This window comes from Aeromonas mytilicola subsp. aquatica (assembly GCF_044336385.1).
Classification (GTDB): Bacteria; Pseudomonadota; Gammaproteobacteria; order Enterobacterales; family Aeromonadaceae; genus Aeromonas; species Aeromonas rivipollensis.
In genome coordinates this window covers 1,755,523-1,781,124 of the sequence record NZ_CP172298.1, presented here as the reverse complement: position 1 = coordinate 1,781,124, position 25,602 = coordinate 1,755,523, and the positions used below count along the sequence as shown (strand labels likewise).

The following is a 25,602-nucleotide window of genomic DNA, read 5'->3' as shown; positions in this document are numbered from 1 at the left end:
GACTGGCGGTGCGGCGGTTACCCCACAGCCGGTTTCCATTGGTCCCTATCGGTGGAAGGGGCCGGCCAGGCTGGCTGGATAAGCCGCTGGCCCTGATCCTCTCGCAACCCTCTGACACTGAATGCTTGCCGGTGCGGACGACCTTGTTTGCTCACGCATGTGATGAGAAACCAGTATAGGGAGGCGTTCGGGGTGAGTGATTGCGAAGATTGTTACCAATGGCACTTAATAGGCAATTTATGATTTCGTTTAGTCTATTTAAGGGCGTTTATCACCCTTCACCCTCGCTATTTACGTCACCTCGTGCATAAGGGGCCCATGCGCTCGGGATCCGCCGCCCCCGCCAAAAGAAACACCCCGCCATCGCTGGCGGGGTGTTGACAGGCTTGCTTCAGGGCCGGAAGAGTCGGCCCTGACTGCGCGCACCTTAGCGGTGCTTGACCTTGTGGTGCAGCTCCTGCACCGAGTTCACGTTGGCGGTGGCATCGACACTGATGGCCATGCAGGTGGCGAAGGCCGCGTGCAGCGTGGTGGTGTAGGCCACCTTGTGCTGCAGGGCGCCGCGGCGCAGCTGCTTGGAATCCTGAATCGCCTGACGGCCCTCGGCGGTGTTGACTATGTAGGTGTACTCGCCATTCTTGATGCGATCCAGAATGTGCGGACGGCCTTCATGCACCTTGTTCACCAGACGCGGGTTGATGCTCGCCTCCCCCAGGGTCACGGCGGTGCCGTGAGTGGCGTCGAGGTCATAACCCAGCTCCAGCAGCTTGGCGGCCAGGTTGACCACCCGCTCCTTGTCGCCGTGGCGCACCGAGAGCAGGGCACGACCCTCGCTCGGCACCTGGTGACCTGCCCCCAGCTGCGCCTTGGCATAGGCCTCGGCGAAGCTGCTGCCCACCCCCATCACCTCGCCGGTGGAGCGCATTTCCGGCCCCAGCAGCGGGTCGACACCCGGGAACTTGGCAAAGGGCAGCACCACCTCTTTGACCGAGTAGTAGGGCGGGATGATCTCGGTGGTGAAACCTTGATCCTGCAGGCTCTGGCCGGCCATGACGCGGGCGGCAATCTTGGCCAGCGGCGCACCTGTGGCCTTGGAGACGAAGGGTACTGTCCGGGCGGCACGGGGGTTCACCTCGATGAGGTAAATCTCGTTGTCCTTGACCGCGAACTGGACGTTCATCAAGCCCACCACGCCAAGCTCCAGCGCCAATTTCCGTACCTGCTCGCGCATCTCGTCCTGGATGGCCTTGGACAGGGTGTAGGGCGGCAGGGAGCAGGCGGAGTCACCGGAGTGGATACCGGCCTGCTCGATGTGCTCCATGATGCCGCCGATGACCACGTCCACGCCGTCGCAGATGGCGTCCACGTCCACCTCGGTGGCGTCGTCGAGGAAGCGATCCAGCAGTACTGGTGACTCGTTGGAGACGCTCACGGCTTCGGCGAAGTAGCGGCGCAAGTCCTGCTCGTCATAGACGATTTCCATGGCGCGGCCACCCAGCACGTAGGAGGGGCGCACCACCAGGGGGTAGGTGATGCGGGCGGCTACCTGCACCGCCTGCTCCAGGGCAGTGACTGTGCCGTTTTCCGGCTGCTTGAGGCCGAGGCGCTCGACGGCGGACTGGAAACGCTCGCGGTCTTCGGCGCGGTCGATGGCATCCGGGCTGGTGCCGATGACAGGCACGCCGTTCGCTTCCAGGGCACGGGCAAGCTTGAGCGGGGTCTGGCCGCCGTACTGGACGATGACGCCCTTGGGCTGCTCGACCCGCACGATTTCCAGCACGTCTTCCAGGGTCACCGGCTCGAAGTAGAGACGGTCGGAGGTGTCGTAATCGGTGGAGACGGTTTCCGGGTTGCAGTTGACCATGATGGTCTCGTAACCGTCTTCGCGCAGGGCCAGGGCCGCGTGCACGCAGCAGTAGTCAAACTCGATGCCCTGACCGATACGGTTCGGGCCGCCACCGATGATCATGATCTTGTCGCGAGTTGTCGGGGCCGCTTCGCACTCCTCGTCATAGCTGGAGTACATGTAGGCGGTGTTGGTGGCGAACTCGGCGGCGCAGGTATCGACCCGCTTGTAGACCGGGAAGATGTTGTGACGGGCACGGGTCTTGCGCACCTCGCCCTCGGCCACGCCGAGGATCTTGGCGAGACGAGCGTCGGCAAAGCCCTTGCGCTTCAGGGCGCGCAGGAAGTCGGCATCGAGCCCGGCCATGCCGCGCTCTTTTACCTCTTCTTCCAGCTTCACCAGCTCTTCTATCTGCACCAGGAACCAGGGGTCAATCTTGGTCAGCTTGAAGATACCGTCCATGGAGAGGCCGGCGCGGAACGCATCGGCGATGTACCAGATACGGTCACAACCGGCATCCTGCAGCTCGTGGCGGATACGGGTCAGGGAGTCGGGGGCATTGAGGTCCACCATGGGATCGAAGCCGGTCTTGCCGGTCTCGAGGCTGCGCAGCGCCTTGTGCAGGGACTCCTGGAAGTTGCGGCCTATGGCCATCACTTCGCCCACGGACTTCATCTGGGTGGTGAGACGGTCGTTGGCACCGGCAAACTTCTCGAAGTTGAAGCGCGGGATCTTGGTGACTACGTAGTCAATCGCCGGCTCGAAGGAAGCCGGCGTGCGACCGCCGGTGATGTCGTTCATCAGCTCGTCCAGGGTGTAACCTATGGCAAGCTTGGCGGCGATCTTGGCGATGGGGAAACCGGTCGCCTTGGAGGCCAGCGCGGAGGAGCGGGAGACCCGCGGGTTCATCTCTATGATGACCATGCGGCCATCTTTCGGGTTGATGCCGAACTGGACGTTGGAGCCGCCGGTCTCGACACCGATCTCGCGCAGCACCGCCATGGAGGCGTTGCGCATCAGCTGGTACTCCTTGTCGGTCAGCGTCTGGGCTGGCGCGACAGTGATGGAGTCACCGGTGTGGATGCCCATGGGGTCAAAGTTTTCGATGGCGCAGACGATGATGCAGTTGTCGTTGCGATCCCGCACCACTTCCATCTCGTACTCTTTCCAGCCGATCAGGGACTCATCGATGAGCAGCTCCTTGGTCGGGGAGAGATCCAGGCCGCGCTCGCAGATCTCGACGAACTCTTCGGTGTTGTAGGCGATGCCGCCACCTGAGCCGCCCATGGTGAAGGAGGGACGTATGATGCAGGGGAAGCCGACCATCTGCTGCACCTTCCACGCCTCTTCCATGTTGTGGGCGATGCCGGCGCGCGGGCACTCCAGGCCAATGCTCTTCATGGCGATGTCGAAGCGACGACGATCTTCCGCCTTGTCGATGGCATCGGCGGTGGCACCAATCATCTCCACACCGAACTCCGCCAGCACACCGTGCTTCTCCAGATCCAGCGCGCAGTTGAGCGCGGTCTGGCCACCCATGGTGGGCAGTACGGCATCCGGACGCTCTTTCTTGATGATCTCGCGCACCACTTCCCAGGTGATGGGCTCGATGTAGGTGGCGTCCGCCATCTCGGGGTCGGTCATTATGGTGGCCGGGTTGGAGTTCACCAGGATGACGCGGTATCCCTCCTCGCGCAGGGCCTTGCAGGCCTGGGCGCCGGAGTAGTCGAATTCGCAGGCCTGACCGATGACGATGGGGCCGGCGCCGAGGATCAGGATGCTCTGTAGGTCGTTACGTTTTGGCATGGCTCTCTTTATCCTCTTAGGCGCGATACTGCTTAATCAATTCAATAAAGTGGTCGAACAGACCGGCACAATCGTGGGGGCCCGGGCTTGCTTCGGGGTGACCCTGGAAGCTGAAGGCCGGACGATCGGTGCGATGTATGCCTTGCAGGGAGCCGTCGAACAGGGAGACGTGAGTGGCACGCAGGCACTCCGGCAGGCTGTTCTCGTCCACCGCAAACCCGTGGTTCTGGGCGGTGATCATCACTGTGTTGTCGTCCAGGCTTTTCACCGGGTGGTTGGCACCGTGGTGGCCGAACTTCATCTTGACCGTCTTGGCGCCGGAGGCCAGACCCAGCAGCTGGTGACCCAGGCAGATGCCGAACACAGGGGTGTTGGTATTGAGGAAGGTCTTGATGGCCTCGATGGCGTAGTCGCACGGCTCGGGGTCACCGGGGCCGTTGGAGAGGAAGATGCCATCGGGGTTCATCGCCAGCACCTCGGCGGCCGGGGTCTTGGCCGGCACCACTGTCAGGCGGCAGCCACGGTCCACCAGCATGCGCAAGATGTTGCGCTTGACGCCAAAGTCGTAGGCCACCACGTGGTACTTGAGTTCATCGGCCGCCGGGGTAACGTGCCCCTTGCCGAGCTGCCAGCTGCCTTCGGTCCAGGCGTAGGCGTCAGACACAGTCACTTCCTTGGCCAGATCCATCCCCTTGAGGCCGGGGAAGGCGCGGGCCTGGCTCAGGGCATGGGCTTCATCGAGCTGCTTGCCGGCCAGGATGCAACCGGCCTGGGCACCTTTTTCGCGCAAGATGCGGGTCAGTTTGCGGGTGTCGATGTCGGCGATGCCAACGATGTTGTGAGACTTGAGGTAATCGGAGAGGGATTGCTGATTGCGGAAATTGGAGGCAAGTATCGGAAGGTCCCGGATGATCAATCCCTGCGCGTGGATTTGACTGGACTCTTCATCTTCGCTGTTGGTGCCGGTGTTGCCTATATGGGGGTAAGTGAGGGTGACTATCTGACGGGAATAAGAGGGATCGGTGAGGATTTCCTGATAGCCCGTCATCGACGTATTGAAAACCACTTCACCAACGGAACATCCCTCGGCGCCTATCGACACGCCTTTGAACACAGTTCCATCTTCCAGCACTAGCAATGCAGTGTGATTCAAGACAACCTCCAGTTATTTAGCTTTAAATTCAGCAATTTACCTGGGTGTTGCGGGTCCGGACGCTGTTTGAAACAGGGCTCAAACCCGGCAGATTTCTGGCAAATTGGGCGCATTCTACTTAAAAACGATCGCATTTCAACGTCTTTTCTCGTTTGAAATGCATCTAAATTCAATAAACAAGCAACATTACCCATTATCTATGCACTAAGGCGCTTTGCAACCCCCTCCCCCAAAAGAAAAGCCAAAACCCGAAACAAAAGCACGCACCCATGCCACCCAACAGACAAAAATCGATATTTTATCGTTAATAAACAGATGAATATGAATTTAAAAAACAAACAACGAAAGCCAAAAAGCGCCATTTGGCGATAGAAAACTGACCAAGAAAAATAGAAAACGTTTTTCTTTGATTGCATTTTTAGTCTGTTTTACTAGATGTGAAAAAAGCGGACTACAGGGGAGATTGAGACCCAATCCCGTTACCCTCTGATGACATTTTTGTCGCATGAGTGTGGCGAAGAAATGGGAAGGGGGAGATTTAGGCAGGTTCACCACAAAAGCGGTGTTTAACGCTTGTTTTTACAAAAACCATAAACAAAACCCCGGCGAGCCGGGGTCTGACAACCTGAACGTAGAGAGGAGAGCCCTGGTCGGGCTCCCGCTGTGTACTATTTCAGGTCGAGTACGTCCTGCATGTCGTAGAGACCCGCCCCCTGCTGGCCGAGCCACTTGCCCGCCCGCACGGCGCCATTGGCAAAGGTCAGACGGCTCGAGGCCTTGTGGCTTATCTCCACCCGCTCGCCGATGTCGGCAAACATGACGGTGTGCTCCCCCACCAGATCCCCGGCGCGAATGGTGGCAAAGCCGATGGTGTTGCGATCCCGCTCGCCGGTGATCCCCTCGCGGCCATAGACGGCGCACTCTTTCAAGTCACGTCCGAGGGTCTTGGCCACCACTTCCCCCATGGAGAGCGCGGTGCCGGACGGTGCATCCACCTTGTGCCTGTGGTGCCCCTCGATGATCTCGATGTCGGTGTAATCCCCCATCACCTTGGCGGCCTGCTCCAGCAGCTTGAACACCAGGTTGACGCCGACCGAGTAGTTGGACGCGAAGACGATGCCGATCTGCTTGCCCGCCTCATGCAGCGCGGCCTTGCCTGCCTCATCAAAGCCGGTGGTGCCTATCACCATCTGCTTGCCATGGGCCAGGGCGAAGGCCAGGTTGGCCAGGGTCACCTCGGGACGGGTGAAGTCGATGATGAGATCGAACTCATCGCGCACCTTGTCCAGGCTGTCGCTGATGATGACCCCAAGTCGGCCCAGGCCATTGAGTTCACCCGCATCCAGGCCTATCACGGCAGAGCCGGGTCGCTCCAGCGCCGCACCCACCACCACGCCCTCGGCGTTGGTGATGGCCTCCAGCAGCACCTTGCCCATACGACCATTACAGCCCATCACGGCCACACGGATCGGATTGTCCATCTCCACCCTCTCATCTCTTTATTATGGAAAGAGACCGTTTTACCAGCCCGCGCCGGCTTTGAAAAGCCTTCCGTGGCCGCTCGCACGACGCCGCCATATCAACAACAAGTAGTTATTAACTCCGAATAATTGACGGATTAAATCAGCACATCAGAATCGCAAGAGAAAAAGGCTTATCCATCTGGACGTCTATCTTGACCAGGTGCCCCCGACTCACTACTGTAAGCCCCCCATAGCGGCAGGATGCCTACCCTGTGTCCGAGCATACTCGGGCCAACACAGGCTGCGACAGGAGGTCATTGTTCAAGTTTCGAGGAACACATGATCCAGACCCAACCCAGTGCCAGAGCCCTGCTGCCCCTTCTGGTCTTTCTTGCTCTCTTCATCGGTACCGGCACCTGGCTGACCCTGCAGGGGGTCGAGTTCGCCTTCTACCAGTTGCCCGCCCCCGTGGCCGCCCTGCCCGCCGTCATGCTGGCGCTGATGCTGGGCAAAGAGGGCTTCAACCGCAACCTTGAGACCTTCTTCAAGGGGGTGGGTGACAGCAACATCATGGCCATGTGCCTCATCTATCTGCTGGCGGGCGCCTTCGCCACCGTGGCCAAGGCCACCGGCGGGGTGGATGCCACCGTCGCCCTCGGCCTCTCCCTGATCCCGGGCTGGTTCCTGCTGCCGGGGCTCTTCCTCATCTCCGCCTTCATTGCCACCGCCATGGGTACCTCAATGGGCACCATAGGGGCCGTGGCCCCCGTGGCCCTCGGCGTCGCCCAGGCCACCGGCATAGACCCCGTGCTGATGGCGGGCACCATTCTCTCCGGTGCCATGTTCGGCGATAACCTCTCCATCATCTCGGACACCACCATAGCGGCGACCCGCAGCCAGGGCTGCGAGATGAAGGACAAGTTCCGCGAGAACGTCAAGATTGCCGCCCCCGCCGCCGTGCTGGTGATCCTGCTCTACCTGCTGCTGGGCTCCACCGGTGAGGCCCCTGCCGCCAACGCCAGCGCGGACCTGCTCAAGGTGATGCCCTACCTGCTGATCCTGGTGCTGGCACTCGGTGGCATGAACGTCTTCGTGGTGCTCGGCCTTGGCATACTGGCCGCCGGTGGCGTTGGCATGATCGGAGGCTATCCCCTGGGCCAGTTCAGCAAGGACATCTACCAGGGCTTCACCAGCATGCAGGAGATCTTCCTGCTCTCCATGCTCATCGGCGGCCTCGGCGCCCTGATGGAGCGCCAGGGAGGCCTTGCCTGGATCAGCGCCCGCATCGCCGCCCTCATCGCGCGCTTCACCCGTCATCATGACGGCGAGCAGAACGAGAAGGCGGCCGAGCTCGGCATCGCCGGCGTGGTGGGGCTGACCAACCTCTGCACCGCCAACAATACGGTGGCCATCATAGTCGCCAGCAAGGTGGCCCGGGATCTGGCTGAGCATCACGGGGTCACCCCGCGCCGCGCCGCCTCCATGCTGGATATCTTCTCCTGCGTGGTGCAGGGCTTGATCCCCTGGGGCGCCCAGGCGCTGCTGCTGGGATCCATCTTCGCCCTCTCCCCCCTGGCCGTGGTGAGCATGAGCTTCTACCCCATGGCCCTGGCCCTGGCCGCCATAATCGCCGTCTTTATCAAGCATCAGGTACGCGGCGGCGCCGATAGTCGACAGGTCGCCTGATCATCAGCTTCTACCGCTGATGGGCAATGGGGCTGGCCGCCATAATCGCGGTGTTCGTCAAGCATCAGCTGCGTACGGCGGCCGAGCCCTCCCCCCAGAGCTGAGTCACAGCCCTCGCTGGCCGGGGACGATCCCATCGTCCTCGGCCAGATCCCGGCACAGTCCCTTCCCCGCTTTTCATCCCGATGGCCCCTTGTTAAGGTAACCCAGCCCTTTAGCCCCACCACAGGAGCCCCCATGCCGGATACCCAACCCGAGCGGCAGAGCCTGCGCCAACTCATCCGCCAACGCAGAAAGAGCCTGAGTCAGGCCGAGCAGCAGGCGGCGGCCCAGCAACTGGTCACGCGTTTTCAGGAACACCCCGAGATCCAGGGGGCCAGACGCATCGCCCTCTATCTGGCCAATGACGGCGAGCTCGATCCCCTGCCCGCCATTCACTGGCTCTGGAGCCAGCGCAAAGAGGTCTACCTGCCGGTGCTGCACCCCTTCACCCCGGGTCACCTGCTCTTCTTGCGCTACACCGCCACCAGCCCCATGACCCGCAACCGCTATGGCATCGCCGAGCCCGAGCTCGATGTGCAGCAGGTGCTGCCCCACAGCATGCTGGATCTTATCTGCACCCCGCTGGTGGCCTTCGATGCCGAGGGCAACCGGCTCGGCATGGGGGGCGGCTATTACGATCGCACCCTGGCCTGCTGGCACGAACACGGGCTGGGCCCAAGGCCCCTGGGGCTCGCCCACGACTGCCAGCAGGTGGAGTCCGTGCCCCAGGCACAGTGGGACGTGCCGCTGCCCCAGATCATCACCCCCGCCCGTTGCTGGCGCTTCTCCTAGCAGGCTCTGCCCTGCTGCCGGGGGGCAGGTTCCCCTTCCCCCGCCCCTTGGCTCAATAAACAGGCAAACGATTTACATCTTGGGACTTTTTGCCCCGGAACGTGACCGCCATGGTCGCTCTGGGCAGGATGCTTGGATATAATGCGCCCGCTTTTTCCATAAGGATCCATCATGACTCAAGATGAAATGAAGAAGGCGGCCGGTTGGGCTGCGCTCAAATACGTGGTACCCGGCACCATAGTCGGGGTGGGCACCGGCTCTACCGTCAATCACTTCATCGACGCACTGGCGACCATGAAGGACGAGATCAAGGGCGCGGTATCGAGCTCCATCGCCTCCACCGAGCGCCTCAAGGGTTTCGGCATCCCGGTGTTTGATCTCAACGACATCGATGCCCTCTCCGTCTACGTGGATGGTGCCGACGAGATCAACGGAACCCGCGACATGATCAAGGGCGGTGGCGCCGCCCTGACCCGCGAGAAGATAGTCGCCGCCGTGGCCGACCAGTTCATCTGCATCATCGACAACACCAAGACAGTCGAGGTGCTGGGCCAGTTCCCGCTGCCGGTCGAAGTGATCCCCATGGCCCGTGAATACGTGGCCCGCGAGATCCGCGCGCTTGGTGGCAACCCGGTCTGGCGTGAGGGTGTGGTGACCGACAACGGCAACATCATTCTGGACGTCAAGGGCATGGCCATCACAGACGCCAAAGGGCTGGAAGTGCAGCTCAACGCCATCGTTGGCGTGGTCACCAACGGCCTATTCGCCCACCGCGGCGCTGACGTGGTACTGATCGGTACTCCGGATGGGGTCGTCACCCAATAAGGCATCTGCCATGGTCGGCGTGGTCACCAACGATCTATCTTCCGCCCACCGCGGCGCTGACGTGGTACTGATCGGTACTCCGGATGGGGTCGTCACCCAATAAGGCATCTGCCATGGTCGGCGTGGTCACCAACGATCTATCTTCCGCCCATCGCGGCGCTGACGTGGTATTGATTGGCACGCCAGAGGGCGTCGTCACGCAATAAGGCTGACTGTCGGAGGGCACGCGGGGTCACCAGACCCCATTATTGCCCCCGCGAATGGACAACGGCGCCTGATGGCGCCGTTTCTATTTATGGCTCAATGGGTTGCACCAAGCAGGCTGCAAAAAACGTTGATAACTTCAAAGAATTTGACTTTCGTCACAAATATTCCCTCTCCCAAACGTTTTTGCTACTTTACGGTTTTCTTCACACTGCAAGCCTGAACGCATTTTCAAACAATAGAGGGAACGTCATGACAGCCAAGTTTTCGCTGGACAAGGATAAGATCAAAGTACTGCTGCTGGAGGGAGTGCATCCCAACACGGTAGAGACCTTTCGGGCAGCCGGATACACCAATGTTGAGTATCTGAAGACCTCACTGTCGGAAGAGGAGCTGATCGAGCGCATTCGTGACGTGCATTTCGTGGGCCTGCGTTCACGCACCCAGATCACCGAGAAGGTGCTGGATGCCGCTGGCAAGCTGGTCGCCATCGGCTGCTTCTGCATCGGCACCAACCAGGTCTCCCTGGATGCCGCCCACGTGCGCGGCATTCCCGTCTTCAACGCCCCCTTCTCCAACACCCGCTCCGTGGCCGAACTGGTGCTGGGGGAGATACTGCTGCTGCTGCGCGGCATCCCCGAGAAGAACGCCAAGTGCCATCGCGGCGTCTGGGAGAAGCTCGCCAACCGTTCGGTGGAAGCCCGCGGCAAGAAGCTCGGCATCATAGGCTACGGCCACATCGGTACCCAGCTTGGCATCATCGCCGAGATGATCGGCATGAAGGTCTACTACTACGACATCGAGAACAAGCTGTCGCTGGGCAACGCCATCCAGGTGCCGAACCTGGTGGAGCTGCTCAACATGTCTGACGTCATCAGCCTGCACGTGCCGGAGACCGCCTCCACCAAGGATCTCATCGGCGCCGAGCAGCTGCGCATGATGAAACCGGGCGCCATCTTCATCAACGCCTCCCGCGGTACCGTAGTGGACATCGATGCCCTGGCCGACGTCATCAAGAGCGGTCACCTCTCCGGCGCCGCCATCGACGTCTTCCCGAGCGAGCCCAAGTCCAACGACGAGGAGTTCCTGACCCCGCTGCGTGGCCTGGACAACGTCATCCTGACCCCCCATATCGGCGGCTCCACCCAGGAAGCCCAGGAGAACATAGGTCTGGAAGTGGCCAACAAGCTGGTCAAATACTCAGACAACGGCTCCACCCTCTCCGCCGTCAACTTCCCGGAAGTCTCACTGCCGGGCCACAAGGGCTCCAGCCGTCTGCTACACATCCACCGCAACCAGCCGGGCGTGATGAACCAGATCAACCAGATCTTCGCCGACGAGGGGATCAACATCGCCGGTCAGTACCTGCAGACCAGCAGCGAGATCGGCTATGTGGTGATCGACGTGGAGACTGAGCACAGCGAGAAGGCACTCTCCCGTCTCAAGGAGATCAACGGCACCATACGTGCCCGGATCCTGCACTGATGCCCTGAGCCGGTTGCTCGGCCAGCAAAAAGCCCGTCTCGATGACGGGCTTTTTTATGCCGCGATGCTCAACGCACGTCCGCATCTTTGCTCCTTTGCCCCCTTCTCCCCTCGCGGGAGAAGGGTTGGGGATGAGGGGCGAGAAGATACAACCCTCACCCTGCCCTCTCCCAGAGGGAGAAGGTGCAAACTCACCCACAAGATAGGTGCTCTACCACCACCCCAGCAGATTACGGCCAATCAAGGCGCCCCACACCAGGGCATTGAGGGCCAGGGCGATAAAGACGGCGGCGGAGCCGAGATCCTTGGCGCGCCCCGACAGCTCGTGATGCTCTGAGCCGATGCGATCCACCACCGCCTCTATGGCGGAGTTGAGCACCTCGACGATCACCACCAGCCAGCTGATGCAGATGAGCAGCAGGATCTCGTTGAGGGAGTCGCCGAGCCAGCCGGCCAGCGGCATCAGAGCCAAGACAAGCACCAGCTCCTGACGGAAGGCCGCCTCGTTAATCCAGGCCGATTTGAGACCCTTCATGCTGTAACCGGTTGCGTTAATGATGCGGGTGACCCCGGTCGCGCCTGGCTTTGCCACGATAACTACCTCATTTGAAATGGCTTTTAGGCTCACATCCTATCAGAGCCTCCCAAGGTTTCCATCGGGGGAGTTTTGCTTTATTTTATCCCCTTGCATTTTGGCATCCCGCCCCCCTTATTCACTCGAGAATAGAGTCGTATGTCCATTCACACCGATGAATTGCGCACCCGTCGCCTGGAGTCTCTGATCACTCCGAGCGAGCTGGCGCACGCCTTCCCGTTAAACGACACCGTCGCCCAGAATCTGCTGGATGCCCGCCACGATGTAGAAGCCATTCTGGCCGGTGAGGATCAGCGCCTGCTGGTCATCGTCGGCCCCTGCTCCATCCACGATCCGGCCGCCGCGCGCGAATACGCCCAGCGCCTCAACACCCTGCGCGAGCAATATAAAGAGAGCCTGTGCATAGTGATGCGCACCTACTTCGAGAAGCCGCGCACCATAGTCGGCTGGAAGGGGCTCATCAACGATCCGCGCCTCGACGGCAGTTTCGACGTGAATGAAGGGCTGAAGCTGGCCCGCCAGCTGCTGGTGGACATCAACGAGATGGGCATGCCCACCGCCACCGAATTCCTCGACATGGTGACCGGCCAGTACATCAGCGACCTCATCACCTGGGGCGCCATAGGGGCGCGCACCACAGAATCCCAGGTACACCGCGAGATGGCCTCCGCCCTCTCCTGCCCGGTGGGCTTCAAGAACGGCACCGACGGCAACACCCGCATCGCCATCGATGCGGTGCGCGCCGCCCGCCACAGCCACATCTTCTATTCCCCGGACAAGGACGGCAAGATGACCATCTACCGCACCGCCGGCAACCCCTATGGCCACGTGATCCTCCGTGGCGGCCACAGGCCCAACTACGACACCGCCAGCATAGACGAGGCCTGTGAGGCCCTGGCCGATGTGGGCCTGCCCGAGCGGCTGGTGGTGGATTTCAGCCACGGCAACAGCATGAAGGATCACCGTCGCCAGCTGCTGGTGGCGCAGGATATCTGCGATCAGCTGCGCCGCGGCCGCACCGGCATCGCCGGCATCATGGCCGAGAGCTTCCTGGTGGAAGGACGTCAGGACGTGGAGAACGGCTGCGCCGTCACCTTTGGTCAGAGCATCACCGATGCCTGCCTGTCGTGGGAAGACACAGAAACCCTGCTGGCCATGCTGGCCGAAGCGGCCCAGGTGCGGTTGGACAAGCAGAAAGCCTGAGCAACCGCTCAACGCGCTATCTACCAATTCAAAGAGCCAGGCATCACAGATGCCTGGCTCTTTTCATTTTCACAGTGACTCACTCGGCCCCTTCTCGGCGTCGCTCAGCCTCTGCAGGTTATCAATGCTGTATACGGAGCGGCTCCCTTCTCCCCTTGCGGGAGAAGGGCTGGGGATGAGGGGGAAGCCCGCCTCACAAGCTCGGCATAAACCAGATGCGGCCGGCCGCCTCGACGCGATCCGTCCTTATCTGGAACACCCGCTCCAGCAAGGCTTCGTCGATGACATCGACGCCCCCCTCGCTCACCACCCGACCCTGTTGCAGGCAGAGGATGCGATCCGCCCAGTCGATGGCCAGGTTGATGTCGTGGATGGCGATCACCACCAACAGACCTTGCCGGGAGAGGCGCTTGAGCAGCCGCAGCAGGGCCAGCTGATGGTGCAGATCCAGCCCCGCCAGGGGCTCGTCCAGCAGCAGCACCCGTCCATCAGTGTTGAGGCCGGGCCACAGTTGCAGCAGGGTGCGGGCGATCAGCACCCGCTGCTGCTCACCGCCGGAGAGGCGGCTGAAGTCCCGCGCCAGCAGGGCATCCAGCTCGAGCGCGGCGCAGATCTCGGCCACCGCCCTGCCCTGTACCTCGGGCAACCCCTCTTCATCCAGTCCCAGGCTCAGCACCTGGAACACCGGGATATGGAACAGCTGGGGCTGGCGCTGGGGCAGCATGGCGCGGCGCCTGGCAAGCTCGGGCCAGCTCAGGTCGGTGAGCACTTCCCCCCCCAGCAGCACGGCGCCTTCGGCGGGCAGAATACCCGCCAGGGCACCGAGCAGGGTCGACTTACCGCTGCCGTTGGGGCCGAGCAGGGCGACCAGCTGGCCCCCGGCCCAGGCGAGATCCAGTGGCGCGAGCCGCGCGGGGATCCCGAGGGCCCGCGCCTCCAGCAGCCAGAGGGGATCGGGGGAGGACTTAACGGGAGACATCGGCATCTTGCCTCAGCAGCAGGTAGATAAAGAGCGGCGCCCCGACCGAGGCGGTGATGACGCCAATGGGCAGCTCACCGGCACTAAGGGCCGAGCGCGCCACCAGATCGGCGCCCAGCAGCAGGGCGCCCCCTCCCAGCGCCGAGGCGGGCAGCAGGAAGCGCTGATCGCTGCCGCCGCACAGCCGCAGCAGGTGAGGCACCACCAGGCCGACGAAACCGATGACACCGCACAGGGACACCGCGACCCCGGTGAGCAGGCAGACCGCCAGCACCAGCCTCACCCGCATCCTGTCCACGTTCATCCCCATCAACCGGGCCTGGGTCTCCCCCAGCAGCAGTTGTTGCAGCGCCCTGCCCTGCCAGCAGAGCCAGCCGAGGGTCAGCGGCAGCACCAGCCACCACCAGGCTAGCTGCTGGCTGCCATAGGAGAGGCTGCCCATCATCCAGAACATGAATTCCCGCAGGGAGCCGTCGTCGGCGAAGTACATCAGCCAGGTCATGGCCGCATTGGTGAGGATGCCGATGGCCACCCCGAACAGCAGCAACCGGGTATGGCCGAGCCCGGCCCGCCGCGCCAGGTGGATGAGCAGCATGGTCACCACCAGGGCGCCGCCAAAGGCCGCGAGGGACAACCCCCAGCCCGGCAGATAGACGCCGAGGGACTTGGCCACCGCCATCGCCACCATGGCGGCGAGGCCAGCCCCGCTCGAGACACCGAGCAGGCCGGGCTCGGCCACAGGGTTGTGCAGCATCACCTGCAGCACGGCCCCGCCACAGGCGAGCGCCGCCCCCGCCAGCAAGGCCAGCAGGGCCCGCGGCAGGCGCAGCTCCAGCAAGATACGCAGCTCCAGCTCCCCCAGGGGCTGCCAGGGCAGCAGCACGAACTCCCCCAGAGCAAGGGAGAGCAGGAAGAGGGACAGGACCAGCAGCGACAGGGCGAGCAGCCAGTGGCGCTGCCAGCGCTGCTGGCGGTGGATGAGAGCGAGATACACGCGGGATCCCCGAAATGAGACAGGTGCCGCCCCGAACCGGGGGCCAGCAGGAAAGCTGCATGATAACAGCGCGTTACCACCCAAGGTCAAGGCTGGTAAGGCCGTGCCAGCGCCTCTATCTCGCCGCTCTCCACCATGGTCTGCAACGCCTGCGCCAGTGCAGGCCCGAGATCATGGTGAGGTGAGTGCTTGCTCATGCCCAGATAGAGCACCACAGGATGGGGCGGGCGATAGTCCGCCTTGATGAGACCGGCGTCGTTGCGCTGGCTCAGGGCGTAATCCACCTGGCAGTCGGTGCCTATCATCAGGGGCAGATGGCCCCGCTCCACCATGCGCTGCAACTGATCCTCGGTGGGCACCCCGTGCTTGTCGAGCTGGCCGTCGTCGTCGAAGGGGGCGAAATAGGCGGAGTTGAGCACATAGCCTATCTCCCTGCCGCGCAGATCCTCGTAGGTTTTCAGGGTGGCCACCGCCGCCGCCTTGCCGTAGAAGGCTGGCCGGCACTGGTAATAGGCAGGTTGCAGGTAATCGATGAAGGCCGCCCGCTCCGGGGTGTGGGCCAACCCTATCATCAAGTCCGCCTGACCTGTCTGCATCTGCTTGAGTGCCCGTCCCCAGGGCACCCGCTTGAGGGTGAGCGCTATGCCGCTGCGAGCCTGCAACTGGCGCAGAATGTCGATATCCAGACCATGGAACTCGTCGTTCTGCGCGAGCATGCGAAACGGGGGCCAGACATCGGTCACCACCGTCAGGGTTGGCGCTCCGTTTGCCATAGCGGTAACGGGCGCCATACAGGCAAACAACAGACAAAGCACTCCCCAGCTTGTCTTGCCCATCCAGTTTCAACCTTCTGTTGTCACATCCTTGTGGGTTAAAAATACCCTCATGTGCCACTTATGAAAACCCATGGAGTCGAGATAAAATGCATTGATTTCAAAGGAGAACCTAATGAACCCTATCATGACCAGTATCGGTCTGCTGATCTGCAGCAACGTCTTCATGACCTTCGCCTGGTATGCCCATCTCAAGAGCATGAACCACAAACCCTGGATCATCGCCGCCCTGGTGAGTTGGGGTATCGCCCTGTTCGAGTACCTGTTGCAGGTGCCCGCCAACCGCATCGGCCACACCGTGCTCTCGGTCGGTCAGCTCAAGATACTGCAGGAGGTGATCACCCTCACCGTGTTCGTTCCCTTCTCCATCTTCTATCTGAAAGAGGACCTGAAGTGGGACTACCTCTGGGCCGGCCTGTGCATCCTGGGCGCGGTGTTTTTTGTGTTTCGCGAGAAACTGACCGGTGCCTGAGGCTGTACACTCAAGCACATTGCTCCCCCTATTTCTTTGAGTGACGAGGCAACACATGGAATTGCGAGACATGCTACAGATCCTGGCCAAGCAGGATGGCTCCGACCTCTATCTCTCCACAGGGGCGCCCCCCTGCGCCAAGTTCAACGGCGCCCTTAGCCCCCTGAACGAGGTGCCGCTCGAGCCGGGCGAGGTGGCCAGGATAGCCGCCGAGCTCATGGACTCGGAGCAGAAGCAGCAGTTCGAGAAGGAGCTGGAGATGAACCTCGCCATCTCCCTGCCCCAGATAGGCCGCTTTCGGGTCAACATCTTCAAGCAGCGCAACGAGGTCTCCCTGGTGGCGCGCAACATCAAGACAGAGATCCCCCGCTTCGAGGACTTGAAGCTTCCCCCGGTGCTGCTCGACACCATCATGGAGAAGCGCGGCCTGGTGCTCTTCGTCGGCGGCACCGGCTCGGGCAAGTCCACCTCGCTCGCGGCCCTCATCGACCATCGCAACCGCAACAGCGGTGGCCACATCATCACCATCGAGGATCCGGTGGAGTTCGTCCATCGCCACCGCAAGAGCATCATCAACCAGCGGGAGGTCGGAGTGGATACCCGCAGCTTCCACGCGGCCCTGAAGAACACCCTGCGCCAGGCGCCGGACGTCATCCTCATCGGTGAAATTCGCGACCGGGAGACCATGGAGCATGCGCTGGCCTTCTCCGAGACCGGGCATCTGGCCATCTCCACCCTGCACGCCAACAACGCCAACCAGGCGCTGGACCGCATCATCAACTTCTTCCCCGAGGAGCGCAGGCCCCAATTGCTCAACGACCTTGGCAACAACCTCAAGGCCTTCGTCTCCCAGCGGCTGGTGAAGACCACAGACGGCGGCCGCCGGGCGGCGGTGGAGGTCATGCTCGGCACCCACACCATTCGCGATCTCATCAAGCGCGGCGAGTTTGGCGGCCTCAAGGAGATCATGGAGAAATCCAGGGCCCTTGGCATGGTCACCTTCGACAGCACCCTGTTCGATCTGGTGGTGGAGGGGGTGATAGACGAAGAAGAGGCGGTCAAGAACGCAGACTCCCAGAACAACCTGCGCCTCAAGATCAAGCTGTGGCGGGAGAAGGGACAGATAGGCAACAGTGCGGCGGCCAGCGGCTGGAGCCTGGAGCCCACCAAGGATGATAACAACGATCTCTTCTAGTCAGGCACCCCCTCCCCCGCAACACCCGGCCGCCCTCGCGGCCGGGTGTTCAACAAGAGCACGGCTGATCCCCCTCCCTTCGCTCTGCCCTCTGCCCTCTGCCCTCTGCCCTCTGCCCTCTGCCCTCTGCCCTCTGCCCTCTGCCCTCTGCCCTCTGCCCAGCATGCGACCACAAACCTAGCCATCTTCCTGATTGGCAATGGCGCTCGCTCACATAAATGACAAAAAAATCAATTTGAATCCCCTGCTGATTGAAAGCCCTTTCAAACAGGCCTCAAAAGAGGCACCATTGAGGAGGTATATCAATAAAGGGGTATTCAATGTTGTTACAACCAGCCAACACAGCAAGGTCCAGGCAGTTATTGAACGAGACCATGGCGTTGGTGTTAGCAGGGGGGCGAGGCAGTCGGCTCCAGCAGCTGACGGACAGCAGGGCAAAACCGGCCGTTCATTTTGGTGGCAAGTTCCGCATCATCGACTTCGTTCTCTCCAATTGCATCAACTCCGGGATCCGCCGGATCGGCGTGGTCACCCAGTACAAGTCCCACAGTCTGCTGCGTCACCTGCAGTCGGGCTGGTCCTTCCTGCGCTACCAGATGAACGAATTCATCGAGCTGCTGCCGGCCCAGCAGCGCATTGACGAGGTCAGCTGGTATCGCGGTACCGCCGATGCGGTCTACCAGAACATGGACATCATTCGCGAGCACGGCCCCAAATATGTGGTGGTGCTGGCGGGGGATCACATCTACAAGATGGATTACGCCGCCATGCTGCTCGATCACGTCAACCTGGGCAGCCGGGTGACGGTGGCCTGCATAGAGGTGCCGCGCCAGGAGGCCAGCGCCTTTGGCGTGATGGCGGTGGATGAGAGCCGCAAGATCAACGCCTTCGTCGAGAAGCCCGCCGACCCGCCCGCCATGCCGGGCAAACCCGACACAGCACTGGCCTCCATGGGGGTCTACATCTTCGACGCCGACTACCTCTATCAGCTGCTGGAAGAGGATCTTGCCAACGAGCAGTCCCACCACGACTTTGGCATGGACGTGATCCCGCGGGTGGTCAAGGAGGGCACCGCCTATGCCCATCCGTTCAGCCTCTCCTGCGTCGGCTGCTGCCCGCAAAAGCGCCCCTACTGGCGCGATGTGGGCACTGTGGACTCCTTCTGGGAGGCGAACATGGATCTCGCCTCTGTGACGCCCGAGCTCGACATCTACGATCAGGACTGGCCCATCTGGACCAGCCAGAAGATGACAGCCCCCGCCAAGTTCGTGCAGGATCAGAACGGCCAGCACGGCATGACCATCAACTCTCTGTTCGCCGGCGGCACCATAGTCAGCGGCTCCTTCATCGTGAGCTCCGTGCTGTTCAACAACGTGCGGGTCGACTCCTTCTGCACCCTGGATCAGGCGGTGATCTTCCCCGGGGTCGAGATAGGGGCCGGTTGCCGGTTGCGCCGGGTGGTGATCGACAAGGGCTGCCGGCTGCCGGAAGGGCTGGTGGTGGGGGAAAACGCCTGCGAGGATGCCCGCCGCTTCTACCGCTCCGAGCAGGGCATAGTGCTGGTCACCCAGGAGATGCTGGCCAGGCTGTGATGGCCACATCTGCCCGCCCCGCCTATCGGCAACAGACGCAAAAAAGAGACCCGAATGGCGGGTCTCTTGTTGTCAGATGACGCTCTCAGGCGGCAGCGCGTTCAGCGCTGCTGCACCAGGCCGATCCGGCCTGGTTCGCACCACTCGAACATCACCTCCTCGCTCTTGCCGCAGCAACTGCCGCCGCACACCCGGGTCTCCCGCTTGGTGACGCGGCCCTTGCGCATCCAGACGCCGAGCATGGCCTCCACCGCATCCTCCGAGGTGTGGAAGTGGCGGGCCAGATCCCGCCGGCTCACCTTCTGCTGCTGCGCCAGATAATCACCCAGCTCTCGCAATATCATGGCGTGACCTCCCCTTGATGGGTCCATCTCCTCTCTTGCGCCCTCACAGGGTCACCACCTTGCGGGCGACTATGTCCCCGTGGCGGCGGCCGAACCACCACAGCAGCAGCAGGGAGAGCCCGTAGCTCAGGGTCCAGAGCAGGCTCTGCTCGGGGTGAGCGGCAAAGGTCGCCAGCTGATAGAAGAGGGTGGCGCACATGAAGGCCATGTAGTTGCACCAGGCGGCGGTGAACAGGGCCCACTGACGGCCGGTCTCCCGCACCAGGGCGCCCATGGCGGCGGCACAGGGCATGTAGAGCAGCACGAACAGCAGGTAGGCGAAGGCACCGGCCGCCCCGTCGAAGTGGGTCTGCATGTTGCCGTAGGTGGAGGTATCCACCTCCTGAGCCTCGGCGGCCGCCTGCTGATCCGCCAGCTCCCCGACCTTGAGCCCCATGGGATCGGCGGGATCTATGTCCGCCAGGTTGGCGGGAATGGTGGCCAGCGCCTCCTTCAGGCTCCCGAGCAGGGAGTATTCACTCTCCTCCTCGTCACCGGCGCTGCCGGCGTAGAGGCTGTTGAGGGTGGCCACTACCGCCTCCTTGGCGAAGATGCCGGTGAGGATGCCGACCGTGGCCTGCCAGTTCTCCTCCCGGATCCCGATGGGGTGCAGCACCGGGGTCACCGACTGGCTGATCTTGCTCAGCACAGAGTTTTCCTGATCCTGGTTGCCGAAGCTGCCGTCGGTGCCCAGCGAATTGAGCACGCTCAGCACGGCCACCATCAGTACTATGGTCTTGCCCGCGCCGAAGATGAAGGCCTTGAGTTTTTGCCAGGTGCGCAGCCCCACGTCTACCGGACGGGGCCACTCGTAGTCCGGCATCTCCATCACCATGGAGTCACTCTTGCCCGGCAGCAGGGTGCTGCGCAGGAAGAGGCCGGTGAGCACGGCCACCAGAATGCCGAGCAGGTAGAGGCCGAACACCAGGTTCTGGCCCGACTCGGGGAAGAAGGCCACCGCAAAGAGGGCATAGACAGGCAGCCGGGCGCCGCATGACATGAAGGGCGCCATGGCCGAGGTCATCAGCCGCTCGCGCTCCGACCCCAGAGTGCGGGTCGCCATCACAGCAGGCACTGTGCAGCCAAAGCCCATCAGCATGGGGACGAAGGCCTTGCCGGGCAGGCCGAGGCGACGCATCAGGGCATCCACCACGAAGGCGGCGCGGGCCAGGTAGCCCGAGCTCTCCAGCACGGCGAGGAACAGGAAGAGGCAGCCCACCACGGGGATGAAGGTCGCCACCGTCTGCAGACCGGCGCCGACGCCGTCCGCCAGCACGGCCCCCAGCCAGTCGGGTGCCGACACCAGCCCCAGCAGGTGATGCACCCCGTCCACGAAGAGGGCGCCCCCCAGGATGTCGAAGAAGTCGATGAAGGCGCTGCCCACCTTGATGGCAAACATGAACATCAGGTACATCACCAGCAGGAAGAAGGGGATGCCCACCCAGCGGTTGAGCAGCACCCTGTCCAGCCGCTCGCTCTGGGCGACGGTGAGCTTGTCCTGATGGCGGCACGCCTGCTGACACCAGTGGTGGATGTGGCCGTAGCGCAAGTCAGCCAGTTGCAGATCTATGTCCTGGGCGTGGTGGGCACGGCTCACCACGTTGTCGGCCGCCGCCTGCTGACCCGCCGCCAGGGTCTCCTGCATGACAACGTCCTCCTCCAGCAGACGCAGGGCACGGCCGCGGTCATTGAGGTGGTGGGGGGCGAGCAGGGTCTCAAGCTCGGCGATGTCGGCTTCCAGCGGCTGACCGTAATCGAGCACCAGGGCGGGCTGGGGCTGGCCGATGAACTGGTGGATCTGCTCCTTGAAGGCCGCCACCTGCTGGCGATTGTGGGCCGAGAGCGACACCACGGGGCAACCGAGTGCCTGACCGAGCAGCCCCTCGTCTATGGTGATGCGGCGCTTTTGCAGCAGATCCATCTTGTTGAGCACCACCACCATGGGCAGGCCCAGCTCCCGCAGTTGCAGGGTGAGATAGAGGGAGCGTTCAAGATTGGCGGCGTCGATGACGTTGAGCAGCAAATCCGGCTGCTGGCCCTGCACGAAGCGGCTGGCGATCTGCTCGTCCAGGCTCGCCTCCTGATTGGCCAGGGAGTAGATACCGGGCAAGTCCACCAGGGTGTAATCCTGCCCCTTGGCGGAAAACTCGCCCATCTTCTTGTCGACGGTGACCCCGCTCCAGTTGCCCACCTGCTGGCGGGCACCGGTCAGGGCGTTGAACAGCGACGTCTTGCCGCTGTTGGGGTTGCCGACCGTTACCAATGCGTAATTCATAGCCGTGCTACCTCTATTGTCTGCTGAACCCGACGAATTCATACCGGCTCGACCTCTATCTGCTGGGCCAGGCTCTTTTGCATGGAGAGGCAGATGCCCTGGCACTGGATCTGGAGCGGGTCCCCCAGGGGAGCCGCCCGCAGATAGAGGATCTCGGTCTGGGGCAAGAGCCCCATCACCATCAGCTTGCGTCGCAAGGTACGGCCAAGCTGGTTCATGTTCTTGATGCGAGCACGCTGCCCCGGCGACAACTCTGTGAGTACCATGACGGGCTCCTGAAGTTAAACAAGAATAATTCGCTTTTAGTGGGGGGATTATAAGCTGTGCCCCCAACATTTATTTGCGTAAAATCAAACTCCGCTTAGCTAACCGACAAAGTATTGCCATGAGTCACGACAACAACAGCCGCCTGGTCTACAGCACGGACGGCGGCATGATCAAGGAATCCGCCCCCACCCAGAGCGCCTCCCCCTTCCCCGCCGACGGGGTCGTGCGCATCCGCCGCGAGACCAAGGGACGCAAGGGCGCCGGTGTCATCACCATCCACGGCGTGCCGGCCGACCAGCAGAAAACCATCGCCACCCTGCTCAAGAAGAAGTGCGGTACCGGCGGCGGCCTCAAGGAGGGGATCATCGAGATCCAGGGGGACAAACGGGACCTTATCAAGGCCGAGCTGGAGAAGGCCGGCTTTCAAGTCAAGCTGGTGGGCGGGTGATCCCCCAGCCACACGCCTTGCTTCAGAGGACGTTTTTCCCTAGAATGCCGGCTCCCATCGAGGGGGAGTAGTCTCGCCACGGGTGCCAACCCGGTGCGCGATCCTGATCAACATACTTGGTGCCAACTCACCATGGTCAGGGTGATCCGGGCAATGCCGGATTTGACAAGACCTTTGACGGGCCAGTGCCAATACCGGGGACGGATGGCGCAGGCTTGTCTTTGGTTTATAACAATTCCGTCCCCCGGTCATATTTATGGAAGCCTTGTTAACCTCAACCCTGAGCGTGGCCATCGCCGAGATCGGCGACAAGACCCAGCTCCTGGCGTTGCTGCTCATCTGTCGTTTTCGCAAACCCTGGCCCATCATCGCCGGCATGCTGGTCGCCACCCTGCTCAACCATGCGGGTGCCGCCTGGATAGGGGAGTTCATCAGCAGCTGGATGGACCCCAAGGTGATGACCTGGCTGGTCGCCGGGGCCTTCATCGCCATGGCGGTCTGGATCCTGGTGCCGGACAAGATGGACGATGAAGAGAGTTCCCTCGACAAATACGGCCCCTTCATGGCCACCTTCGTGCTGTTCTTCATCGCCGAAATCGGCGACAAGACCCAGATAGCCACAGTGCTGCTGGCGGCCAAGTACGACTCTCTCACTCAGGTCATCACGGGCACCACCCTCGGCATGATGCTGGCCAACGTGCCTGTGGTGCTGCTTGGCAAGCTGGGGGCCGACAAGCTGCCCCTCCAGGGGATCCGCATCGCCTGCGCCATCCTCTTCGTGGGCCTGGGCGCCAGCACCCTGATCTTCGTCTGACGCGCCAGCAACGAGGGGATGGGATGGGCGTGAGCACCCATCCCCTCCTGCCCGTCATCAGAGCCCCCTCCTCCCGGTCGGGGCTTTTTTGTCGTCCGCGTCCTGCCTCCCTGTCGCATCAGCGCCACCGGGGTCTGCCCCGGGACGCGGCGCCGTGCCATAATGCCTTACCATTCAGGCACGACGGCACCAGGAGCCTCGCCATGCTCGTCACCTCAAGACAGACCCTGCTCGACTGGGTCAGACGCGGTCGTCTCCCCCGGGAGTCATTGCCCGCCGCCCTCGCCCTCTGCGATCTGCCCCCGGCCCCCGTGCGCTGGCAGTGGCTGTTCGACAGGCTGCTGCTCTGGCTCGGCTGCCTCTGCCTGGGGGCTGGCCTGGTGTTCTTCGTCGCCTTCAACTGGCAGGCGCTGGGCCGCCTCTCCCGCCTCGCCCTGCTGGAGCTGCCCCTGCTCGCCATGCTGCTGGTGCTCTGGCGCAAGCCCCTGGCCGACACCCCGCGCCAGGCCCTGTTGCTGGCGGTGGCCCTCAACATAGGCGCCCTGCTGGCCCTGGTGGGTCAGACCTACCAGACAGGTGCCGATCCCTGGCAACTCTTCGCCACCTGGGCCCTGCTGCTGTTGCCCCTGGCGGCGCTCGGCAGGAGCCCCCTGCTCTGGACGCTCTGCTGGCTGCTCGGCCAGCTGGCCCTGGTGCTCTACTGGCGGCTCGGCCTCATCGATCTCTTCTTCTCCTTCAATGAAGAGGCCCTCGGCTGGTGCCTGACCCTGCTCAACGCCGCCCTCTGGGGGGCGCTCATCCTGGCCCCAGCGCGCCTCGGGCTCATGCCCTCCTGGCTCCCGGGGCTGGCCGCCGGGCTCGGGGTCACCCTGCTGGCCCTGCTGGCACTGTTCGATGCCGCCTCCCTCTGGGTCTGGCCCGCCTGGCTCGCATGGCTTGGGGCCGCCTATCTGCGCTGGCACCACAGGTTTATCGCCGGGCTCGCCATGGGGTGCCTGAGCCTTATCGCCGTCATTCTCGCGGCGCTCGGCAAGTGGATGGAGCCCGACATGAACGGCTTCCTGCTGCTGAGCCTGATTGCCATCGGCCTCTCGGTGATGGCCAGCCGCTGGCTACAACAACAACGGAGGTCCCATGCCTGAGCCGATCCTCTGGTCACCCCTGCTGGCCATCCCATCGCCATCGGACTTTCATGGTCATGGCCAGCCGCTGGCTGCAACAACAACGGAGGCAGCATGTCTGATCTGAGTCCTTGGGAGAGGCTGCGGGCCGCCCATCTGGTGGAGGGCGACGCCCCTCAAGACGAGCAACCTCACTGGTCGAGCCGCTTCCTGCTCGGCATGGTGGGCTGGCTGGCCGCCCTCTTCCTGCTGCTCTTCCTGTTCATGGCCTTCGAGAGCCTGATCCGCGAGGCAAACCACGCCCTTGTCATGGGCACCCTGCTGATGGCCGCCGCCCTCGGCCTCAACCGCCTGGCCCGGCGCAGCGATCTCTGGGATCAGTTCGTGCTGGCGCTCGCGCTCGCGGCCGATGCCTGGCTGCTCTATGGCCTCATCGACCAGATTGACCCCCACTCGGCCCCGCTCTGGCTGGGACTGGCCCTGTTGTCGCTGGCCATCGCCGCCCTGTTCGAGCACTGGCTGGTTCGCCTCTTCCACAGCTTCGCCGCCGCCATCCTGCTGACCATGGGGCTCGCCTGCCTCGGCCTGCAACTGCTGGCCCTGCCGCTGGTGATGGCCGCCCTCACCTTCTGCTGGCTGCAGGCCGAGCGCGACCCAGAACGCCATTCGCTCTATGAGTCCCTGACCCTGGGGCTGGCGCTCTCCCTGCTGGTGCTGGGCCGGTTGCACCATCCACTCTGGGACGGCGGCACCAGCGCGCTCGACGAGCTCGGGATCTCCCGCCTGCCGCTCTGGCTCAATCCCCTGCTCTGCGCCGCCCTGCTGCTCGGGGTCATGGTGAAACTGAAACTGCCGTTGCTCTACGGCCTGCCCCTGGTGGTGATCAGCGCCATCATCCCCGGCATGGGAGCCGGCGCCCTGGTGCTGGTGCTCGGCTTTTATGCCGGGAGCCTGGGGCTCATGACCCTGGCCGGCCTGCTGCTGCTCGGCTTTGGCTCCCTCTACTACTACGATCTCGGGCTGACCCTGATGACCAAATCCTGGCTGCTGCTGGGCTCGGGGGCCCTGCTGCTCGGCGCCCGCCAGTTGTTGAACATCCTCGGCAAGGAGATCGCCTCATGAGACACTT

The 25,602-nt window shown here is 62.6% G+C and carries 22 protein-coding genes; 12 read left to right on the top strand and 10 right to left on the bottom strand.

Annotated features, from left to right (window positions below; translation table 11 throughout):
* Window positions 1-427 precede the first annotated feature (427 nt).
* The 3 genes from carB to dapB form a co-directional block, all read right to left on the bottom strand.
* Window positions 428-3,652, bottom strand: a complete 3,225-nt coding sequence (gene carB / locus ACFWHB_RS08405; RefSeq protein ID WP_395949929.1) for a carbamoyl-phosphate synthase large subunit — start codon at window positions 3,650-3,652, stop codon at window positions 428-430.
* A 16-nt stretch (window positions 3,653-3,668) separates the two neighbouring features.
* Window positions 3,669-4,805 carry a glutamine-hydrolyzing carbamoyl-phosphate synthase small subunit gene (carA, locus tag ACFWHB_RS08400; protein ID WP_163153793.1) on the bottom strand — a complete coding sequence of 379 codons (1,137 nt, stop codon included), beginning with the start codon at window positions 4,803-4,805 and terminating at the stop codon, window positions 3,669-3,671.
* Window positions 4,806-5,473: 668 nt separating this feature from the next.
* A complete protein-coding gene (gene dapB / locus ACFWHB_RS08395) occupies window positions 5,474-6,286 on the bottom strand; it encodes a 4-hydroxy-tetrahydrodipicolinate reductase (RefSeq protein WP_139745168.1) in 813 nt (270 codons plus the stop codon).
* 321 nt (window positions 6,287-6,607) lie between these two features.
* Here dapB and ACFWHB_RS08390 point away from each other — a divergent pair, with 321 nt between their 5' ends.
* The 4 genes from ACFWHB_RS08390 (at window position 6,608) to serA (ending at window position 11,302) form a co-directional block, all read left to right on the top strand.
* Window positions 6,608-7,954 carry a Na+/H+ antiporter NhaC family protein gene (locus ACFWHB_RS08390; protein WP_395949928.1) on the top strand — a complete coding sequence of 449 codons (1,347 nt, stop codon included), beginning with the start codon at window positions 6,608-6,610 and terminating at the stop codon, window positions 7,952-7,954.
* A 237-nt stretch (window positions 7,955-8,191) separates the two neighbouring features.
* Entirely contained in the window at window positions 8,192-8,788 is a 597-nt protein-coding gene (locus ACFWHB_RS08385) for a 5-formyltetrahydrofolate cyclo-ligase (protein ID WP_163153789.1), read from the top strand.
* A gap of 171 nt (window positions 8,789-8,959) precedes the next feature.
* Complete coding sequence (rpiA, locus tag ACFWHB_RS08380; RefSeq protein ID WP_163153787.1) at window positions 8,960-9,613, top strand: ribose-5-phosphate isomerase RpiA; 654 nt, start codon at window positions 8,960-8,962, stop codon at window positions 9,611-9,613.
* Between the two features lie 456 nt (window positions 9,614-10,069).
* Window positions 10,070-11,302: a phosphoglycerate dehydrogenase gene (gene serA / locus ACFWHB_RS08375; RefSeq protein WP_025327397.1), complete on the top strand. Its 1,233-nt coding sequence runs from the start codon at window positions 10,070-10,072 to the stop codon at window positions 11,300-11,302.
* A gap of 211 nt (window positions 11,303-11,513) precedes the next feature.
* Here serA and ACFWHB_RS08370 read toward each other — a convergent pair whose 3' ends face one another.
* A complete protein-coding gene (locus ACFWHB_RS08370) occupies window positions 11,514-11,894 on the bottom strand; it encodes a diacylglycerol kinase (RefSeq protein ID WP_106886448.1) in 381 nt (126 codons plus the stop codon).
* 141 nt (window positions 11,895-12,035) lie between these two features.
* Between ACFWHB_RS08370 and ACFWHB_RS08365 the strand changes: the two genes are divergently transcribed.
* Complete coding sequence (locus ACFWHB_RS08365) at window positions 12,036-13,100, top strand: 3-deoxy-7-phosphoheptulonate synthase (RefSeq protein ID WP_106886447.1); 1,065 nt, start codon at window positions 12,036-12,038, stop codon at window positions 13,098-13,100.
* A 193-nt stretch (window positions 13,101-13,293) separates the two neighbouring features.
* Here ACFWHB_RS08365 and ACFWHB_RS08360 read toward each other — a convergent pair whose 3' ends face one another.
* The 3 genes from ACFWHB_RS08360 to ACFWHB_RS08350 all read right to left on the bottom strand — a co-directional run bounded on the left by ACFWHB_RS08360 (window position 13,294) and on the right by ACFWHB_RS08350 (window position 15,909).
* Window positions 13,294-14,079, bottom strand: coding sequence for an ATP-binding cassette domain-containing protein (locus tag ACFWHB_RS08360; protein ID WP_395949927.1), 786 nt, complete (start codon window positions 14,077-14,079; stop codon window positions 13,294-13,296).
* Window positions 14,066-15,073, bottom strand: coding sequence for a vitamin B12 ABC transporter permease BtuC (gene btuC / locus ACFWHB_RS08355; RefSeq protein WP_371161391.1), 1,008 nt, complete (start codon window positions 15,071-15,073; stop codon window positions 14,066-14,068). The genes ACFWHB_RS08360 and btuC overlap by 14 nt, the downstream gene beginning before the upstream one ends.
* Before the next feature lie 86 nt (window positions 15,074-15,159).
* On the bottom strand, window positions 15,160-15,909 hold the full coding sequence (locus ACFWHB_RS08350; RefSeq protein WP_395949926.1) for a substrate-binding periplasmic protein: 750 nt from the start codon (window positions 15,907-15,909) through the stop codon (window positions 15,160-15,162).
* 112 nt (window positions 15,910-16,021) lie between these two features.
* On the opposite strand from ACFWHB_RS08350, the gene ACFWHB_RS08345 reads away from it, so the two are divergent.
* The 3 genes from ACFWHB_RS08345 to glgC all read left to right on the top strand — a co-directional run bounded on the left by ACFWHB_RS08345 (window position 16,022) and on the right by glgC (window position 19,165).
* The gene (locus ACFWHB_RS08345) at window positions 16,022-16,378 is read left to right on the top strand and encodes a DMT family protein (protein WP_010675200.1); all 357 of its coding nucleotides are present in this window, start codon (window positions 16,022-16,024) and stop codon (window positions 16,376-16,378) included.
* Window positions 16,379-16,433: 55 nt separating this feature from the next.
* Entirely contained in the window at window positions 16,434-17,573 is a 1,140-nt protein-coding gene (gene tapW / locus ACFWHB_RS08340) for a type IVa pilus ATPase TapW (RefSeq protein WP_139751448.1), read from the top strand.
* A gap of 320 nt (window positions 17,574-17,893) precedes the next feature.
* The gene (glgC, locus tag ACFWHB_RS08335) at window positions 17,894-19,165 is read left to right on the top strand and encodes a glucose-1-phosphate adenylyltransferase (RefSeq protein ID WP_111912664.1); all 1,272 of its coding nucleotides are present in this window, start codon (window positions 17,894-17,896) and stop codon (window positions 19,163-19,165) included.
* A 101-nt stretch (window positions 19,166-19,266) separates the two neighbouring features.
* On the opposite strand, the gene ACFWHB_RS08330 is transcribed toward glgC, so the two are convergent.
* From ACFWHB_RS08330 to ACFWHB_RS08320, 3 genes are read right to left on the bottom strand one after another with little or no spacing between them, the layout of a single operon-like run.
* Window positions 19,267-19,509, bottom strand: a complete 243-nt coding sequence (locus ACFWHB_RS08330; RefSeq protein WP_106886441.1) for a FeoC-like transcriptional regulator — start codon at window positions 19,507-19,509, stop codon at window positions 19,267-19,269.
* 43 nt (window positions 19,510-19,552) lie between these two features.
* Window positions 19,553-21,823, bottom strand: a complete 2,271-nt coding sequence (feoB, locus tag ACFWHB_RS08325; protein ID WP_395949925.1) for a Fe(2+) transporter permease subunit FeoB — start codon at window positions 21,821-21,823, stop codon at window positions 19,553-19,555.
* A gap of 38 nt (window positions 21,824-21,861) precedes the next feature.
* The gene (locus ACFWHB_RS08320) at window positions 21,862-22,089 is read right to left on the bottom strand and encodes a FeoA family protein (RefSeq protein ID WP_163149209.1); all 228 of its coding nucleotides are present in this window, start codon (window positions 22,087-22,089) and stop codon (window positions 21,862-21,864) included.
* Between the two features lie 119 nt (window positions 22,090-22,208).
* Between ACFWHB_RS08320 and ACFWHB_RS08315 the strand changes: the two genes are divergently transcribed.
* The 4 genes from ACFWHB_RS08315 to ACFWHB_RS08300 all read left to right on the top strand — a co-directional run bounded on the left by ACFWHB_RS08315 (window position 22,209) and on the right by ACFWHB_RS08300 (window position 25,595).
* Entirely contained in the window at window positions 22,209-22,538 is a 330-nt protein-coding gene (locus tag ACFWHB_RS08315; RefSeq protein WP_163149208.1) for a translation initiation factor, read from the top strand.
* 256 nt (window positions 22,539-22,794) lie between these two features.
* The gene (locus tag ACFWHB_RS08310) at window positions 22,795-23,352 is read left to right on the top strand and encodes a TMEM165/GDT1 family protein (RefSeq protein ID WP_106886435.1); all 558 of its coding nucleotides are present in this window, start codon (window positions 22,795-22,797) and stop codon (window positions 23,350-23,352) included.
* Between the two features lie 203 nt (window positions 23,353-23,555).
* On the top strand, window positions 23,556-24,494 hold the full coding sequence (locus ACFWHB_RS08305; RefSeq protein WP_395949924.1) for a DUF2157 domain-containing protein: 939 nt from the start codon (window positions 23,556-23,558) through the stop codon (window positions 24,492-24,494).
* A gap of 93 nt (window positions 24,495-24,587) precedes the next feature.
* Window positions 24,588-25,595 (top strand): DUF4401 domain-containing protein, encoded by a 1,008-nt coding sequence (locus ACFWHB_RS08300; RefSeq protein WP_395949923.1) that lies wholly within the window; start codon window positions 24,588-24,590, stop codon window positions 25,593-25,595.
* The last annotated feature ends 7 nt before the right edge of the window (window positions 25,596-25,602 follow it).

What these genes read in the sequence shown, in the direction of transcription:
- ACFWHB_RS08305 (WP_395949924.1), top strand. Translation starts at nt 23,556, where the DNA reads ATGCTCGTCACCTCAAGACAGACCCTGCTCGACTGGGTCAGACGCGGT.
- dapB (WP_139745168.1), bottom strand. Translation starts at nt 6,286, where the DNA reads ATGGACAATCCGATCCGTGTGGCCGTGATGGGCTGTAATGGTCGTATG.
- ACFWHB_RS08320 (WP_163149209.1), bottom strand. Translation starts at nt 22,089, where the DNA reads ATGGTACTCACAGAGTTGTCGCCGGGGCAGCGTGCTCGCATCAAGAAC.
- ACFWHB_RS08350 (WP_395949926.1), bottom strand. Translation starts at nt 15,909, where the DNA reads ATGGGCAAGACAAGCTGGGGAGTGCTTTGTCTGTTGTTTGCCTGTATG.
- carB (WP_395949929.1), bottom strand. Translation starts at nt 3,652, where the DNA reads ATGCCAAAACGTAACGACCTACAGAGCATCCTGATCCTCGGCGCCGGC.
- glgC (WP_111912664.1), top strand. Translation starts at nt 17,894, where the DNA reads ATGTTGTTACAACCAGCCAACACAGCAAGGTCCAGGCAGTTATTGAAC.
- ACFWHB_RS08315 (WP_163149208.1), top strand. Translation starts at nt 22,209, where the DNA reads ATGAGTCACGACAACAACAGCCGCCTGGTCTACAGCACGGACGGCGGC.
- ACFWHB_RS08330 (WP_106886441.1), bottom strand. Translation starts at nt 19,509, where the DNA reads ATGATATTGCGAGAGCTGGGTGATTATCTGGCGCAGCAGCAGAAGGTG.
- ACFWHB_RS08310 (WP_106886435.1), top strand. Translation starts at nt 22,795, where the DNA reads ATGGAAGCCTTGTTAACCTCAACCCTGAGCGTGGCCATCGCCGAGATC.
- serA (WP_025327397.1), top strand. Translation starts at nt 10,070, where the DNA reads ATGACAGCCAAGTTTTCGCTGGACAAGGATAAGATCAAAGTACTGCTG.
- tapW (WP_139751448.1), top strand. Translation starts at nt 16,434, where the DNA reads ATGGAATTGCGAGACATGCTACAGATCCTGGCCAAGCAGGATGGCTCC.
- ACFWHB_RS08345 (WP_010675200.1), top strand. Translation starts at nt 16,022, where the DNA reads ATGAACCCTATCATGACCAGTATCGGTCTGCTGATCTGCAGCAACGTC.
- feoB (WP_395949925.1), bottom strand. Translation starts at nt 21,823, where the DNA reads ATGAATTACGCATTGGTAACGGTCGGCAACCCCAACAGCGGCAAGACG.
- ACFWHB_RS08360 (WP_395949927.1), bottom strand. Translation starts at nt 14,079, where the DNA reads ATGTCTCCCGTTAAGTCCTCCCCCGATCCCCTCTGGCTGCTGGAGGCG.
- rpiA (WP_163153787.1), top strand. Translation starts at nt 8,960, where the DNA reads ATGACTCAAGATGAAATGAAGAAGGCGGCCGGTTGGGCTGCGCTCAAA.
- ACFWHB_RS08390 (WP_395949928.1), top strand. Translation starts at nt 6,608, where the DNA reads ATGATCCAGACCCAACCCAGTGCCAGAGCCCTGCTGCCCCTTCTGGTC.
- ACFWHB_RS08365 (WP_106886447.1), top strand. Translation starts at nt 12,036, where the DNA reads ATGTCCATTCACACCGATGAATTGCGCACCCGTCGCCTGGAGTCTCTG.
- ACFWHB_RS08300 (WP_395949923.1), top strand. Translation starts at nt 24,588, where the DNA reads ATGTCTGATCTGAGTCCTTGGGAGAGGCTGCGGGCCGCCCATCTGGTG.
- ACFWHB_RS08385 (WP_163153789.1), top strand. Translation starts at nt 8,192, where the DNA reads ATGCCGGATACCCAACCCGAGCGGCAGAGCCTGCGCCAACTCATCCGC.